We start from the raw sequence: 15,831 nt of genomic DNA, 5'->3' as shown, positions 1-15,831 counted from the left end.
AATTATGGGATGAAGAAGTAAAAAATATAAAGACAATGATGAAAATAGTAATTATAAAACCAGTTTTCAAGAACAAATACAAGAATTTGCTCCTAAAAATTATCAAGAAATTGAATCAATTGCTAATGCTATGATTTTACAAAAACCAATTAAAGTTAATTTAACAACAACTGTTGAAAATGATCGAAGAAGAATTATTGATTTTCTTTGTGGTATTTCGTATGTTATTGGTTTTGTTGTTGATAAAACTGATATTCATATTTATGAATTTAAAAATGAATTAAGTTAATCTTGAACAAATGGGTTTTTTATTTCTTTCTAATAATAAAGAAATAAAATTATTTATTTTTTAAAGGCAATGTTTAGTAATCTGTGTAACTTACAAAAATAACTATGTTTAATTAATTCTAGTAAATATAATTAAATGACTAGAAAGAGTGAGTTACAGATGGCTAAAAAACAAAATATTAATAATAATGATCCAATATCAAAAGCAGTAGATTTATTATTAGAAAATACTGAAGATTTAACAACAGTTTTTAAAGAAGGGGGTTTATATAAAGAATTAACAAAACGTTTAGTTGAAAAAATGTTGAATTCTGAAATGCAAAATTATTTAGGATATGAAAAAAATCAACATAGTAATACTGAAAATGCTCGTAATGGTACAAGTTCAAAAAAATTAATAACTCAACAAGGTAAAATTGAGATTGATGTACCAAGAGATCGCAATAGTGATTTTACTCCTGTAATAGTTGCAAAAAGACAGCGAAGATTTGATGGTTTTGATCAACAAGTGCTTTCACTATATGCAAAAGGTATGACTCTATCTGACATTAGAATGCAGTTACAAGAGTTATATCATGGTGCTGATATTAGTGAAAGTGTTATTAGTCAAATTACTGATGATGTTATTGATGATGTCAAAGCATGACAAAATCGACCATTAGAAAGCGTTTATCCGATTGTTTATTTTGATTGTATAGTAGTTAAAGTTCGACAAGATAAACGGATTATTAACAAATCAGTTTATATAGCATTAGGAGTTGATTTAGAAGGTAAAAAAGATGTTTTAGGCTTATGAATTAGTGAAAATGAAGGTGCTAAATTTTGATTAGCTAATTTCACAGAAATGAAAAATCGAGGCTTAAATGATATTTTGATTGCTTGTAGTGATAATTTAACAGGCATGTCAGAAGCAATACAAGTAGTTTATCCTAAAACAGAACATCAATTATGCATTGTTCATCAAATTCGAAATAGTTTAAAATATGTTTCATACAAACATCGAAAAACTCTTTTAATTATGTAGAAAAGTATGGATGACCAAAAATTATTCATCAATTTACACTTAAAATATTATTTTTAATTAAAAATTTGTTAAAAGTAACATTATTTAGTGTAAAAATTCTCTAAAAATAACACTTTATCATGTATCATTACTTTTCTACAAAATTAAAGAAAAACTCTAGTTACAGATTTAAAACCAATTTATAGTGCATGTAGTGAAGAACAAGCAATGCAAGCTTTAGAATCATTTGAAAGTAAATGAAATAAACAATATCCCCAAATTGCTAAATCTTGATATAAAAATTGAGAAAATTTGATGATTTTTATTAGTTATCCTGCAGAAATCAAAAGAGTAATTTATACAACAAATGCTATTGAATCTGTTAATAGTCAATTACGAAAAGTTATTAGAAACAAAAAAGCTTTTCCTAATGATATGTCAGTTTTTAAAATATTTTATTTAGCAATTGAAAATATAACAAAAAAATGAACATTGCCTATTCAAAATTGAAATACAGCAATTGCTCATTTTATGATAAAATTTGAAGATAGAATTAATCTGAACTAGTACTTTGTAAAACAAAGATACACAGATTTCTAAAAAGCCTCTTTTTATTTATTAAATAAATTGGTCCCATATCACGCGCTCAACTATCTTGATATTTGATATCGATTAATTTGATAGTTGGATCTAATAGTTTGCGAGCTTCATTTCAATTGCTTTTATTAATAATAATTTTTACTGGTTCATGTTTATTGATTGAGTTGGCTATTTTTGCAAAAACAGTTCGTGCTGGTTGACATTCTTTTTGTCAATCATCTTTCATAAGCGGTCAAATCATTCATGTGCCTTTATGTTCTATTGATTCAATTAGGGCAAAAAACCATCTTTTTTTGGTGTTGATGTTAATAATTTGCTCATAATTTCCTCCCCCTTTAAGTAGTACTATTTATAATAGTGGATTTATGTAACCCCTATTCTATATATAAATAGTATTTTTATTATAAAATATTTTATTTACAAAATAAAATTTATTTCATAATAAAAGTGTTAAAGTTAATTGAATCTGGTTTTATTTATCATTTTAATTAGTAAAATTAATGTAATATAAAGTATGATTTTTGTATATTATTTGCAATACATTTTATACATGCTATTATTTAGCAATAGTTATCTAAAATATTAGAGATAAACTATATGCATTATTATAGGTAATTAACAAGAGATTTTAGAGATTGTTAATTAACTTTTTCAAATAAATTATAACTAATTTATTTTAGAATTGTTCCTTTGCTTATTTTAATGAAAATTTAAAATAAAAAATTTAAAAAAATATGTTTTTCAAGCCCATTGTTTTTTTTAATAAAATAAATGGGTTTTTTATTTGAAAGGATGTAAAGAAGTGCCTACAGAAAGTCAAGAAATAGGTTCTGATAATAAAAAGCAAAAAAATATTAAGGATTTTAGAAAAGAAATAATTTCTAAGATTACAAGTACAAAAATAGAAAGAAAGTATTGTAAACAATTAATAAAAACAATTAATAGTGATGACCTTACTATATTTTTTAATAGTTTAATTAAAGCAGATTCATTATTTTGATTTTTAAATATTGTTCATTATCTTTATCAAGAGTTATTTTCTCTTTATAATAATAAAAAGTTTTTAGTATTTGATGAACTTTTATTAGAAAACCTGAATTGTAAATATAAATGGGACAGTTTTTTAAAATAATTGTATTAAATCTATTGGTCTTTTATAAGATAGTGATTTTCTGGGTGTAGAATTAATTTGAAATGCTATAGTATTTAAATCTTTTTGTTTATATGAAGATAGATCTGTAGATTTTGGTAAATATCTTCTTAAAATACCATTATTATTTTCATTTAAACCTCTTTGACAAGGTTTACCAGGATCTGCAAAATAAATCTTAACGTTACAATTTTTTTCGATTAATTTTCATTTACTAAATTCTTTACCACGATCAAAAGTAATAGTTTTAACTGTTCCTTTTTGTAACTTTGAAATAAATTTTATTATACTTTTTGTAATATTTTCTGATTTATTATTTTTAGTTGCTAAAGGAATTGTGGTTTTTGATCATATATCAGCTAAAGTAATAATAGAACTTTTATGATCTTTACCAATGATAGTATCATCCTCTAAATGACCAAATTCTTCTATATTTTTAATATTAGGAATGATTAAATTTCTTTCATGAATAGACTTACAATTATTAATTCTGCCCCTAGTTTCTTTTTGTTTGTGAGGTTTATTTTTTCCTTTTCTCAATAAGTTATTTTCATCAAAACCCATTCGATTTGTTTTAAACATGTTATATAAAGTTTTTGTTGAAATACTTTTTATTTTATTTTCCTTTAAAAAATTAGCAATTATATCAAGAGCATAATTTTTAGTAATTAACAAATGATTAATAGTATTAATTTCTATTAAAGTTAAAATTATTAATTTTCTACCTGCATTTTGTTTATTTTTTTGAATTTTATTCAATATTTCTAATGGTAATAAGTTTTGATTTAATAATCTACAAACTCTATGTACAGTTGATTTACTATAATCAATGGCTTTTGCTATTTTACGAATCGAAAATCCATAACTTTTATATTCTTTTATTGCTATTATTGATTCAATAGTCAGATACTTATACATTGTGCTAATTCCTTTCTTTTCTTAATTATAGAATTAACACAATTTAATTTTTATATAAGTGTCCTTTTTAATTTTACAATTCAGGAAATTTAAAAAATTCATGACAATGAATTGAAAAAGAACGGCAAATTTTTAATGAAGAACATAACTTAATTATTGAATTAAAAAATATAGTTAAAGAATCATTTCCAGAACAATATTTTGAAATTATAAAATTTAAAAATATTGTTCTGGAAATTATAAAATTTAAACAAGAACAAGCACGAATTAATTTTGATTACTTTTTTCCTGAATTAAAAATTCCCGATAATGCGATTAATTTTTGAAAACAAATTATACAAGAAGAAAATCTAGAACAGTTTTTATCGGTAGAGTGAAAAGAAAAAATTGCTGAGTTGTGTAATGTTTTTATTAATTTTGAAAAAAATATTAAAAAATTTAAAATTATTGGTGAAGATTATCAAGAATTTATTTTAAATCATAAAAGAAATCTAGAAAAAGTTAAAGAATGTAGTGAACAAGTGGCATTAGTTAGTAATGTGATGAAAAGAAAACAATTTTTAATTGATTTAGAAGATTATAATAATGAAAGTTATTATAATAGTTTTCAAAAAAAGATAGCAAAAAGAATAAATGAATTAAAAAATTTTATTATTAATATTGACGATTCTAAGATAATGGATTATTATTATCAATTTCTTATTCTTAATAGTACTGAACAATTTGCAGCAGATAGTTTAGAATGAAATATTAATAGAATATGTGGTGCTATCAATAATGAATTTACTATATTAAAAAAAATAAGTGATTCATATACAAGTGACTTAGCAAAAAATTTCATAATGAAATACATAACAGAAGCAGTAAATTTAACAAAAAGTACTTCTGAAAGAATAAAAGAAATTACATTACAGTTTGATAGACATTGTGAACAATTAGTTGAAGAAGAAAGTAAATCGATTGAAGTTATTAATAAAAAAATAGCAGCATTAGAAAATATTAATAAAACAGAAAGAACGACATATGAAAATTTGTCAAGAACTTTAGAAAATGTAAGTTTAGATAACCTGAATTGTAAATATAAATGGGACAGTTTTTTAAAATAATTGTATTAAATCTATTGGTCTTTTATAAGATAGTGATTTTCTGGGTGTAGAATTAATTTGAAATGCTATAGTATTTAAATCTTTTTGTTTATATGAAGATAGATCTGTAGATTTTGGTAAATATCTTCTTAAAATACCATTATTATTTTCATTTAAACCTCTTTGACAAGGTTTACCAGGATCTGCAAAATAAATCTTAACATTACAATTTTTTTCGATTAATTTTCATTTACTAAATTCTTTACCACGATCAAAAGTAATAGTTTTAACTGTTCCTTTTTGTAACTTTGAAATAAATTTTATTATACTTTTTGTAATATTTTCTGATTTATTATTTTTAGTTGCTAAAGGAATTGTGGTTTTTGATCATATATCAGCTAAAGTAATAATAGAACTTTTATGATCTTTACCAATGATAGTATCACCCTCTAAATGACCAAATTCTTCTATATTTTTAATATTAGGAATGATTAAATTTCTTTCATGAATAGACTTACAATTATTAATTCTGCCCCTAGTTTCTTTTTGTTTGTGAGGTTTATTTTTTCCTTTTCTCAATAAGTTATTTTCATCAAAACCCATTCGATTTGTTTTAAACATGTTATATAAAGTTTTTGTTGAAATACTTTTTATTTTATTTTCCTTTAAAAAATTAGCAATTATATCAAGAGCATAATTTTTAGTAATTAACAAATGATTAATAGTATTAATTTCTATTAAAGTTAAAATTATTAATTTTCTACCTGCATTTTGTTTATTTTTTTGAATTTTATTCAATATTTCTAATGGTAATAAGTTTTGATTTAATAATCTACAAACTCTATGTACAGTTGATTTACTATAATCAATGGCTTTTGCTATTTTACGAATCGAAAATCCATAACTTTTATATTCTTTTATTGCTATTATTGATTCAATAGTCAGATACTTATACATTGTACTAATTCCTTTCTTTTCTTAATTATAGAATTAACACAATTTAATTTTTATATAAGTGTCCTTTTTAATTTTACAATTCAGGTAATGATAAAAAAGTACTAGCAGAGTTAAAACAGCAAATTGAAAAAATTAGAATTATTACAAGAGAAAAAATAACAGAAAGTAAAAAAAAGCAAGAAGAAGCTATTGAAGAAGAAGAAAAACAAAAAATGCTTCAATTAGAAGAAACTAAACAGGGAATTATTAATAATACAAATTTAATGAAAGATAATATTAAAAATTATCATCAAAAAATTATTGAATTTATTAAGTCTTTTACAATTTCACTTTATGAATTTATTTTATGATTTAAAAATAATGAATGAGATCGTGAAAAATATAAATTAAACAATATGATCAATAATATTTTACAACCAGGATTAATTATTAAAATTGAATATAAAAATGATAATTTACAATATAAGTTACCATGATCAAATTTTATTTAAAAACAGAAAATGATAATTATTTGGTATTAGCAGTTCCCGATAGTGAAGAAGCTAATTTTCAAATATTAAATAAAGAAGGCAGAAAAATTTTGCTTAAAAAATTAATTGAAGAGGAAAAATATTATTTTTTATCTAGAAAATTTTTTTAATTTTGTAGAAAAGTAATGATACATGATAAAGTGTTATTTTTAGAGAATTTTTACACTAAATAATGTTACTTTTAACAAATTTTTAATTAAAAATAATATTTTAAGTGTAAATTGATGAATAATTTTTGGTCATCCATACTTTTCCTTTAATTTTGTAGAAAAGTAATGATACATGATAAAGTGTTATTTTTAGAGAATTTTTACACTAAATAATGTTACTTTTAACAAATTTTTAATTAAAAATAATATTTTAAGTGTAAATTGATGAATAATTTTTGGTCATCCATACTTTTCTACATAATTAAAATACTTTTCTACATAATTAAAAGAAAATTTTGTAATTTATACACTAAATTTACATTAGTTGAAGATAATTTCTTAAGTGAAAAGGAAGTAAGCAAAATTTTTAAAAAAATAGAAGTATTAGAGAATATTAAAACTATTGAAAATGAAACTCCTCAATTAACAAATAATAAACAAAAAGAATTTTTTCAAGCAAAACTTAATGAAATATTTCAAAAAATTGAAGAACAATATCAGTCACTTATAACATCATTAAAAGAAATTTTTCCTATTGAAAGATTAAAAGTTATTAATAGTTGAAAGACGATTGATAATAATGAAAATGTAGGAACTAAAGATGAAGGTTCTTTATTATTTGAAATGATTATTAAATATATTGACACATATATAGAAGATTTAATTCCAAAAATTAAAGCAAAAGTTGAAAAAGAATGAGAAGAAACTGAAGATGAAGATTGAGATGTAGTTGAAGCAATAACTACTGCTTTCAAATCTGAGTTTGAAAAAAAAGATACTGAAATTGAACATTTAAAAAAAATTATTGAAGAAAAAGAAGAAAAAATTGCACAACTAGAGACACAATTAAAAAATGTGTTACCTAAAAAAAATAGTCCAATTGTGAGTTTTAATGATATAAAAGAGCAATGTGATTTAGAATTTTTACCAATTTTAGAAAACAATTTTGATGAACTTGAACAAAGTAAAGAAAGTGATTCTAGTAAAAATTTATCTTCAACTTCGCTTACTTCTTATTAAAATATTCATGTCAAAATTTAATTAATACTTATTTTTTGTTAAATTAGCAAAAAAATTGTTATTATTATATTTATTAAATATGATTTTGTTTTTCGAAGAGGAATAATTTGTGTTTTTATTATATAAGCAAAAATTTAAAGATTGAAGATTTTTATATAAATTATTAAGCTGTATATTAATTTTTATTTTATCAATATTGACTATCATCTTTTCTGTATTTACTGAATTTTGATATGTTAATAGTACTAATAAAGATAATTTTTATAATTCTATAGTATTGCAAAACTTTGATGTAATGTTATCATTTTGGTCTTCTCAAACAATATTTATTGTTAATATTTGATTTTTATTTTCTTTAATTTATCATCAAAAAGAGCAGACAAATAGATTCACTAATATTTATAGTCAAATTAATTTAACAATATACATAACTATTACTGCCCTTATTTTTTGAGTGGGGATATTTATTGATAGTGTTTCAAAGTTAGATTTAGAACTTAATTGATTTTGAAAATTGAATAATTTATCTTTATTTTGTTCCTTTTTAGATCATTTAGTATCACCAATATTGATGATTACTTTTTTAATTTTAACGTTTAGAAAAAATAAATTTAATATCAATATTAAAAAACAATTTATATTAGTAGTTATTTATCCAATTATTTATCTAACTTATATTTATATTAGAGCCAGTATTTTGCAAGCAAATGATGTTAAAAATTTTATTTATCCTTATAATATTCTCAACTTTAATTATTCAATTATTGGAATTCCATTATGAATTAATAGTATCTTAGTTATAATGTTAATTATTAGTACTATTATTAGTACTACATTATTTTATTTGTGAATTAATAAATTTTATTATAAAACAATTAAAGAACAAATAATAATGCAAATAAAGTAATATTTCTGTTAAATCTTAACAATAAATATTAAGCTGATTCATGTTAAAATATAAATATATATTTTAAAATAGGTGAGGTAAGATGGCATTCTTAAAAAGAATTGAAGCATATGGTTTTAAGTCATTTGCAGAGCCTTTAACAATAGAATTTGATACTAATATTGTAGGTATTGTTGGCCCTAATGGTTCTGGAAAGTCTAATATTAATGATGCTATTCGTTGAGTTTTAGGTGAACAATCAGTTAAATCATTACGTGGTGAAAATAGTGAAGATATAATTTTTAATGGTGCTAAAGGTAAACAACCATTAAATAGTGCTCAAGTTACTTTAGTTTTTGATAATACTAATAAAATATTTAAAGTTGATTTTAATGAAGTACAAATTACTAGAAAAACTTTTCGTAATAGTTCAGAAAATGAATATTACATTAATAAAGCTCGTGTTCGTTTAAAAGATGTACAAGAAATTATTATGGGTACAGGTTTAGCTAAGGGTTCACTTGCAATTATTAGTCAAGGTAATGTTTCACGATTTGCTGATTCTAAGCCAGAAGAAAGAAGAACTTTATTTGAAGAGGCTGCGGGTGTTTCAAAATACAAAAAGAGGAAAGAAGAGTCATTACGTAAATTAGAGCGTACTAATGAAAATTTAGTTCGAGTTAATGATATTATTAGTGAAATAAGTAGAAAAATTGAACCATTAGCAAAACAAGCACAGAAAGCTAAAACTTATGTTGAATTACGTGATAATTTAAAAAAATATGAAATTACTATTATTGTTAAAGATTTGGAGACATATCATAATCAATTAAAACTTACAACAGTCAATATAAATGATAATGAAATTTTACAACAACAACTTAATTTAAGTATTAGTAAGAATGAACAACAATTAAAATTTTTAAAAAATAAAAGTTATGATTTAGATAAAAACATTAATAGTTTAGAAATGAATTTATCTAATGTTAATAGTTTATTGCAAGTTTTAGAACAACAAAAATTGTTAATGAAAACAAAACAAAGTGAAATAAAAGATCAAACAGAAGTTGAAAAATTAAAAAATGAAATTGAAACTTTGCTTACTATTATTGAACAAAAAACTTTTTTGCAAAAAAAAGAACAAGAAAATTTTGATAAAATTAATAATTTATTTGAAGAACTAAATGTTCAACATCAAGATTTAATTTTAGGACAAAATAATATTCATCGTGGTTTAGGCGAAAAAAAAGCACAATTAGAATCGGTAATTAATTATCAACAACGACAAAATCAAAAATATTTGGGTGTTCAAACAATTTTAAATAATAAAGATAAACTATATGGCATCATTGGAGTAGTGAGTGATTTAATTTCGGTGCCCGATCTTTATAGTGAAGCGATTGTTAAAGTATTGGGCAATACTTTAAAAAACATTGTTACGGCGACTAACAAAGATGCAACCAAGGCTGTTGAATTTTTAAAACAAAATAAAGCGGGAATTGCCACTTTTTTACCTTTAAATTCAATTCAAGTTCGAACAGCGACTAAAGAAGATGAAATTATTGTTAATAGTAAATCGGGTTATTTAAGTTTTGCTCATCATTTAGTTACAGCAGTTGATAATAGAATTCAGCCGATTATTAATTTTCTTTTAGGTCGTACTATTATTTGTGAAGACTTAGAAAGCGCAAGAGTTATTTCACAATTAATTGCTGCTAAATACCAATGTGTAACTTTAGATGGTCAATTAATTAAAGCTGGTGGTGCTATTGTTGGAGGTTATCAACATCAAAATAGTATTAATTTTTTTAAAGAAAAGTTAATAGTTTCTGAATTAAAAGAAGAAATTAAATCATTAGAACAACAATTAGTTAATATAAATGTCCAAAGAACAAGTATTGAAAGTGAATTAAATAATTATCAAGGTCAAAAGTTGACAATTACTTTAACAATAAATAAATTGATTAGTGAAATTAGTGATATCACTAATCAATCACAATTATTAACTACTCAATATCAAACATTAACTGGTAAAAAATTAGATATTGATACTACAAACCAATTAAATGATATTTTTATTCAATATGAAAATTCTAAATATGATCAAGCAACAATAAAAAGTCAACTACAATTAATTCGTAAACAGAAACATCAATTATTAGAACAAATGCAAAGTTTAGAAAATGAATTATATAGTTTAAATCAAGAACATTTTATGACTAGTGATAAATTAAATAATCAAAAGCTTGAACAAGTAAAAATGGAGTCAAAAGTAGAACAACATTTAAGACGTTTAGTTGAAACTTATAATTTAACTTATGAATATGCTAGAGAACATTATAGTGAACCATTAGCAGATGAACAACAAGCACGTAATTTGGTACAACAATTACGTAGTGAGATTGAAGATTTAGGATTTGTAAATATTAATGCTATTGAAGAATTTGAAAATGAAAATGAACGTTATTTACGGTTAAAAACTAAACATGATGAATTGCAATTAGCATCACAATCGTTGTTAACAGCCATTGATGAAATGGACAATGTTATGGTAACGCAATTTGATGAAACAATCAAAGCTATTAATATGGTATTGCCCGAAACATTTCAAACTTTATTTGGTGGAGGAACTTGTAGTTTACGATATACATCACCTGATGATATTTTAAATACAGGTGTGGAAGTGCTTGCTAATCCTCCTGGTAAAAGAATTAGTAATTTAAACTTATTATCAGGTGGTGAAAAATCATTAGTTGCATTGGCGGTATTATTTGCTATTTTAAAAGTCAAGCCATTGCCATTGACAATATTAGATGAGGTTGAAGCACCATTGGATCCAGCAAATTTAGACCGTTTTGCTAGATATGTTCGTAGTTTTTCACAATATACACAATTTATTATTGTTACTCATCGTCCAGGCACAATGGAAAATTGTGATGTATTATATGGTACAACTATGCAAAATCAAGGAATTACGAAAATGGTAGCCATTAAATTAGCAGATGCTAAAAAAATTATTGAAAGCGATAAATCAACGAAAAATGTTAATTATGTCGTTTAATTAAAAAAGTAGTAATAACTACTTTTTTATGTTAAATTTAAATTAATCTATAATAGAAAGATGCAAAATTAAATGGCAGATTCAAAAGATTGTTTAGACAAAAAAGTTTTAATTATGTAGAAAAGTATGGATGACCAAAAATTATTCATCAATTTACACTTAAAATATTATTTTTAATTAAAAATTTGTTAAAATTAACATTATTTAGTGTAAAAATTCTCTAAAAATAACACTTTATCATGTATCATTACTTTTCTACAAAATTAAAGCAAAAAAGTAGAAGAAAACATTAAGTTTATTAGTTCAAAAATAATTGAAAAGAAAACAATATTATTTTTAGGAGCAGGTTTTTCCTTTAATTTTGTAGAAAAGTAGTGGTATTAGTAAAATTAGCAAAAATATATTTTTATATGGTATTTTTAATATTAAAGAGGTGATTTTAAATGAATAAAAATACAGTAAAAGAAATTTTAAATAATTTGTCTGATAAAGATTTTATTGAGATTTTTAGAGAAAATAAAACTAGAATTAAACAAATTGAGAAAAAAGAAAAATTTGAAGCAGTCGAACAAAAATTCAAAGAGAAAGGGATTCAATGTCCAGATTGTAGTTCTTTTTTGTGTACTAAATATGGTAGTAAAGATTATAAGCAAAGATATAAATGTAAAAGTTGTAATATTACTTTTCATGCTTTTAAAAATCATTATTTTTATTGAAGTTATTTATCTCATGATCAATGAGATTTATTGATACAAATAGCTACTTTAGGTCAATCTGCTTACATTATTTCTCAATTTATTAATACTACAAATAAAACTGCCTGATTTAATCGTCAAAAATTTATGAAATCAACACAATTAGTAAAAACACAAAATCAATTTGTAAAATTAAAAGCTAGAATTGAAGTTGACGAAACTTTTATCAAAGAAATTCATAAAGGAAACTTTAAAGATCCAAATGATCCAAGAAAACAATGAATTGAAGAAAATGCTAAAGATTTAAATTGTTGTATTCAAATGGCAATTGATGAAAACCGAAATATCCTTTAATTTTGTAGAAAAGTAGTGGTATTAGTAAAATTAGCAAAAATATATTTTTATATGGTATTTTTAATATTAAAGAGGTGATTTTAAATGAATAAAAATACAGTAAAAGAAATTTTAAATAATTTGTCTGATAAAGATTTTATTGAGATTTTTAGAGAAAATAAAACTAGAATTAAACAAATTGAGAAAAAAGAAAAATTTGAAGCAGTCGAACAAAAATTCAAAGAGAAAGGGATTCAATGTCCAGATTGTAGTTCTTTTTTGTGTACTAAATATGGTAGTAAAGATTATAAGCAAAGATATAAATGTAAAAGTTGTAATATTACTTTTCATGCTTTTAAAAATCATTATTTTTATTGAAGTTATTTATCTCATGATCAATGAGATTTATTGATACAAATAGCTACTTTAGGTCAATCTGCTTACATTATTTCTCAATTTATTAATACTACAAATAAAACTGCCTGATTTAATCGTCAAAAATTTATGAAATCAACACAATTAGTAAAAACACAAAATCAATTTGTAAAATTAAAAGCTAGAATTGAAGTTGACGAAACTTTTATCAAAGAAATTCATAAAGGAAACTTTAAAGATCCAAATGATCCAAGAAAACAATGAATTGAAGAAAATGCTAAAGATTTAAATTGTTGTATTCAAATGGCAATTGATGAAAACCGAAATATCCTTTAATTTTGTAGAAAAGTAATGATACATGATAAAGTGTTATTTTTAGAGAATTTTTACACTAAATAATGTTACTTTTAACAAATTTTTAATTAAAAATAATATTTTAAGTGTAAATTGATGAATAATTTTTGGTCATCCATACTTTTCTACATAATTAAAAGAAATATCTATGCTCAAACAACAAATACTAAAAGATTAAATAAAAAATGAGTACAAGAAAACTTAACATCGAAACTTATCGAAGAAAATTCAATTATAGTTTGTGATATGCAAGTATTATATGATACAGTAGCTAAACAAACTAAATCCACTATCCAGCAGTTTAAATCAAAAGAAAATAAAGAATTAAATTATAAAAAATTAAGTAATGTCAGTAAAATACAATCAAGTTTAAAAGAATTTATTACTCATTACCATGGCATTGGATTTACCAATATTCAAAATTACCTCAATTTATGGAAATGAAAATATCAACACTACGGATTAACCCCTTATCAAAAATCCAATGTGTTATATTTCAGTTTGTAAAAAAAATAAATCCCAAAATTTAATAAAATCAAATTTTAAGTCAAGTTGATGACTTTTTTTATTTTACCACTACTTTTCTACAAAATTAAAAGGTTTTTCTGCAAATTTTGGTTTTCCTTTATGAAAAGAATTATTAATTTCTATTATTGAAAAAATAGAGAATGAATTTCAAGATTTAGATGATTATTATAAAAAAGAACTTAAGAATTTGAAGAGTATGGTTCAAAATAACTTTGATCTTTCAAGAGTTTTGGATAATTTAAAGAGTTTATTAGAACCTGTTTAGAATCTTTTTAATAAAACTGAAATAAATGAAAGAACAACCATTTGTAAACTAGTATTTAGTTTTCTTTCACAATTTTTTCATAATCTTCTGTATTTTTCTAATCAAGCAAAGCTTCGTTCTACAATTCATCTTTTTGGTAATACTACAAAAGTATGTAATTCATTACGTTTTATCACTTCAACATTTGCATTTATGATTGTTTTGATTTCAGAAGCAAATTTTTCACCAGTATAACCAGCATCTACTATTATTTTTTGAACTGCAGAAAGATTTTCTTTTTCATTTTCAATCATTATTATAGCGCTATTACGATCTGTTTTTTCCTTTAATTTTGTAGAAAAGTAATGATACATGATAAAGTGTTATTTTTAGAGAATTTTTACACTAAATAATGTTATTTTTAACAAATTTTTAATTAAAAATAATATTTTAAGTGTAAATTGATGAATAATTTTTGGTCATCCATACTTTTCTACATAATTAAAAGTTTTTTCTGCTGTGGTTATGTAAATTGCATGTGGTAAACCTTGAGAATCAACAACAATATGACGTTTTATGCCTGAAATCTTTTTACCAGCATCATAACCTTTATTTTCAGTAGTATCTGTATTTTTAACACTTTGCGAATCAATTATACAAAAACTAGTTTGTTCTTTGCGATTATTATTGATACGAACTTTTTTAACTAATTTTTTTTAAAATTAATTGCAATACACTAGGTTCTTTACCATTATTTTTACTTCAAATTTGAAAATAATAATATACAGTTTGTCATTTTGGAAAATTTTTTGGTAGCATTCTTCATTGACAACCACTTTTTAATACATATAAAATTGCACAAAATACTTCATATAAATCTAAACTTCTTGGTTTTGTTTTCTTTTTGCTATTTTCTAAAATTGATTTTATGTTCTCAAATTGTTCTTTGGTGACATGACTTGGATAATTTTTATGCATATATACCTCTTATTTTAAAATATATAATCATTTTACATTATTTTCGAAAAGATTCTAAACAGGTTCTTAGATACAAATTTATTAGTTCCAATAGAAAAAAAGATGATGCAAGTGCTTTTTTTATAAAAGAATACAATAGTAAACTTGATATTGATATAGTAAAAAAGGAAATTAATAGTGAAAAAAAAGAAATTTTAGAATTAATAAATAATAATTTTGATAAAATAATTACTACAAATTATGACAATATTTTTGGTTGAAATGAATTAGAAAAGCCTAAGCAATATATAAAAAATTGAATTAATAATATTGAAGAATTAAATGATAAAGTATATCCAATTCATGGTTGAAGTATACCCAAAGTTATTTGTTAAAGATAAGGTAGCATTTCCACTGTTATCAATGCCTATTGAAACTCAACCAAAAGTTAGAATATTACAACAATGATTTAGTGAACAAATATTACCTTGAAATCTTGCAAAACAATTCATAGGACAAGAAAAATCAGTTTTAGATTTGATTAAAATTAGTAGTGGTGGCACTGTAACAAGAAGAGAAGTTATTAAAAATGCAAGAGTGACACATGCTTGATTAGGATATGAAATGGGTACTGTTTGAGATGGTAAGTGACCATTAAAAAAAACAAAAGAGGCTTTTTAGAAATCTGTGTATCTTTG

Annotated in this window: 17 protein-coding genes and 5 pseudogenes; 15 read left to right on the top strand and 7 right to left on the bottom strand. The window is 22.8% G+C overall.

The annotated features are described in order from the left end of the window. Positions 1–4 precede the first annotated feature (4 nt). From sepF to AAHH39_RS09570, 3 genes and pseudogenes are all read left to right on the top strand, one after another. On the top strand, positions 5–289 hold the full coding sequence (gene sepF, locus AAHH39_RS09580; protein WP_286642494.1) for a cell division protein SepF: 285 nt from the start codon (positions 5–7) through the stop codon (positions 287–289). A 159-nt stretch (positions 290–448) separates the two neighbouring features. Further along, positions 449–1,294: pseudogene (locus AAHH39_RS09575) on the top strand (IS256 family transposase); the annotation flags it as partial. Between the two features lie 174 nt (positions 1,295–1,468). Next, positions 1,469–1,858 (top strand): annotated as a pseudogene (locus tag AAHH39_RS09570) (transposase); the annotation flags it as partial. Here AAHH39_RS09570 and AAHH39_RS09565 read toward each other — a convergent pair. Continuing rightward, a complete protein-coding gene (locus tag AAHH39_RS09565; protein ID WP_342217898.1) occupies positions 1,845–2,132 on the bottom strand; it encodes an agmatine deiminase family protein in 288 nt (95 codons plus the stop codon). The pseudogene AAHH39_RS09570 and the gene AAHH39_RS09565 sit on opposite strands and share 14 nt — an antisense overlap. A 561-nt stretch (positions 2,133–2,693) precedes the next feature. On the opposite strand from AAHH39_RS09565, the gene AAHH39_RS09560 reads away from it, so the two are divergent. Then, on the top strand, positions 2,694–3,023 hold the full coding sequence (locus tag AAHH39_RS09560; RefSeq protein WP_342217897.1) for a hypothetical protein: 330 nt from the start codon (positions 2,694–2,696) through the stop codon (positions 3,021–3,023). On the opposite strand, the gene AAHH39_RS09555 is transcribed toward AAHH39_RS09560, so the two are convergent. Next, positions 3,015–3,959: an IS30 family transposase gene (locus AAHH39_RS09555; protein ID WP_342217896.1), complete on the bottom strand. Its 945-nt coding sequence runs from the start codon at positions 3,957–3,959 to the stop codon at positions 3,015–3,017. The two genes, AAHH39_RS09560 and AAHH39_RS09555, sit on opposite strands and share 9 nt — an antisense overlap. Before the next feature lie 395 nt (positions 3,960–4,354). Between AAHH39_RS09555 and AAHH39_RS09550 the strand changes: the two genes are divergently transcribed. Next, complete coding sequence (locus AAHH39_RS09550; protein WP_342217895.1) at positions 4,355–5,065, top strand: hypothetical protein; 711 nt, start codon at positions 4,355–4,357, stop codon at positions 5,063–5,065. On the opposite strand, the gene AAHH39_RS09545 is transcribed toward AAHH39_RS09550, so the two are convergent. Then, a complete protein-coding gene (locus AAHH39_RS09545) occupies positions 5,057–6,001 on the bottom strand; it encodes an IS30 family transposase (protein WP_342217458.1) in 945 nt (314 codons plus the stop codon). The genes AAHH39_RS09550 and AAHH39_RS09545 overlap by 9 nt on opposite strands. 212 nt (positions 6,002–6,213) lie before the next feature. Between AAHH39_RS09545 and AAHH39_RS09540 the strand changes: the two genes are divergently transcribed. Further along, positions 6,214–6,492, top strand: a complete 279-nt coding sequence (locus tag AAHH39_RS09540) for a hypothetical protein (RefSeq protein ID WP_342217894.1) — start codon at positions 6,214–6,216, stop codon at positions 6,490–6,492. Between the two features lie 188 nt (positions 6,493–6,680). On the opposite strand, the gene AAHH39_RS09535 is transcribed toward AAHH39_RS09540, so the two are convergent. Further along, positions 6,681–6,815, bottom strand: coding sequence for a hypothetical protein (locus tag AAHH39_RS09535; RefSeq protein ID WP_342217761.1), 135 nt, complete (start codon positions 6,813–6,815; stop codon positions 6,681–6,683). Positions 6,816–6,905: 90 nt separating this feature from the next. Here AAHH39_RS09535 and AAHH39_RS09530 point away from each other — a divergent pair, with 90 nt between their 5' ends. The 6 genes from AAHH39_RS09530 (at position 6,906) to AAHH39_RS09505 (ending at position 13,386) form a co-directional block, all read left to right on the top strand. Further along, entirely contained in the window at positions 6,906–7,700 is a 795-nt protein-coding gene (locus tag AAHH39_RS09530) for a hypothetical protein (RefSeq protein ID WP_342217893.1), read from the top strand. 109 nt (positions 7,701–7,809) lie between these two features. After that, on the top strand, positions 7,810–8,607 hold the full coding sequence (locus AAHH39_RS09525) for a hypothetical protein (RefSeq protein ID WP_342217892.1): 798 nt from the start codon (positions 7,810–7,812) through the stop codon (positions 8,605–8,607). 82 nt (positions 8,608–8,689) lie between these two features. Further along, complete coding sequence (locus tag AAHH39_RS09520; protein WP_342217891.1) at positions 8,690–11,647, top strand: AAA family ATPase; 2,958 nt, start codon at positions 8,690–8,692, stop codon at positions 11,645–11,647. Between the two features lie 89 nt (positions 11,648–11,736). Beyond that, complete coding sequence (locus tag AAHH39_RS09515) at positions 11,737–11,871, top strand: hypothetical protein (RefSeq protein WP_342217890.1); 135 nt, start codon at positions 11,737–11,739, stop codon at positions 11,869–11,871. 219 nt (positions 11,872–12,090) lie between these two features. Then, positions 12,091–12,696: a transposase-like zinc-binding domain-containing protein gene (locus AAHH39_RS09510; protein ID WP_342217889.1), complete on the top strand. Its 606-nt coding sequence runs from the start codon at positions 12,091–12,093 to the stop codon at positions 12,694–12,696. A gap of 84 nt (positions 12,697–12,780) precedes the next feature. After that, positions 12,781–13,386 (top strand): transposase-like zinc-binding domain-containing protein, encoded by a 606-nt coding sequence (locus AAHH39_RS09505; RefSeq protein ID WP_342217889.1) that lies wholly within the window; start codon positions 12,781–12,783, stop codon positions 13,384–13,386. Between the two features lie 39 nt (positions 13,387–13,425). Here the strand turns inward: AAHH39_RS09505 and AAHH39_RS13480 are convergent. Continuing rightward, positions 13,426–13,557: pseudogene (locus tag AAHH39_RS13480) on the bottom strand (IS30 family transposase); the annotation flags it as partial. On the opposite strand from AAHH39_RS13480, the gene AAHH39_RS09500 reads away from it, so the two are divergent. Further along, positions 13,501–13,911, top strand: a complete 411-nt coding sequence (locus tag AAHH39_RS09500; RefSeq protein WP_342217888.1) for a hypothetical protein — start codon at positions 13,501–13,503, stop codon at positions 13,909–13,911. The pseudogene AAHH39_RS13480 and the gene AAHH39_RS09500 sit on opposite strands and share 57 nt — an antisense overlap. Before the next feature lie 282 nt (positions 13,912–14,193). Here AAHH39_RS09500 and AAHH39_RS09495 read toward each other — a convergent pair. Continuing rightward, a pseudogene (locus AAHH39_RS09495) lies at positions 14,194–14,520 on the bottom strand (transposase); the annotation flags it as partial. Between the two features lie 162 nt (positions 14,521–14,682). Continuing rightward, a pseudogene (locus tag AAHH39_RS09490) lies at positions 14,683–15,154 on the bottom strand (IS5 family transposase); the annotation flags it as partial. Between AAHH39_RS09490 and AAHH39_RS09485 the strand changes: the two are divergent. Next, positions 15,136–15,528, top strand: coding sequence for a hypothetical protein (locus AAHH39_RS09485; RefSeq protein WP_342217887.1), 393 nt, complete (start codon positions 15,136–15,138; stop codon positions 15,526–15,528). The pseudogene AAHH39_RS09490 and the gene AAHH39_RS09485 sit on opposite strands and share 19 nt — an antisense overlap. Further along, positions 15,476–15,814 carry a hypothetical protein gene (locus AAHH39_RS09480; protein ID WP_342217886.1) on the top strand — a complete coding sequence of 113 codons (339 nt, stop codon included), beginning with the start codon at positions 15,476–15,478 and terminating at the stop codon, positions 15,812–15,814. The genes AAHH39_RS09485 and AAHH39_RS09480 overlap by 53 nt, the downstream gene beginning before the upstream one ends. Positions 15,815–15,831 lie beyond the last annotated feature (17 nt).

It is taken from the genome of Spiroplasma endosymbiont of Amphimallon solstitiale (genome assembly GCF_964030965.1).
Lineage (GTDB): Bacteria > Bacillota_I > Bacilli_A > Mycoplasmatales > VBWQ01 > Spiroplasma_E.
This window is presented reverse-complemented; position numbering and strand designations above follow the sequence as displayed.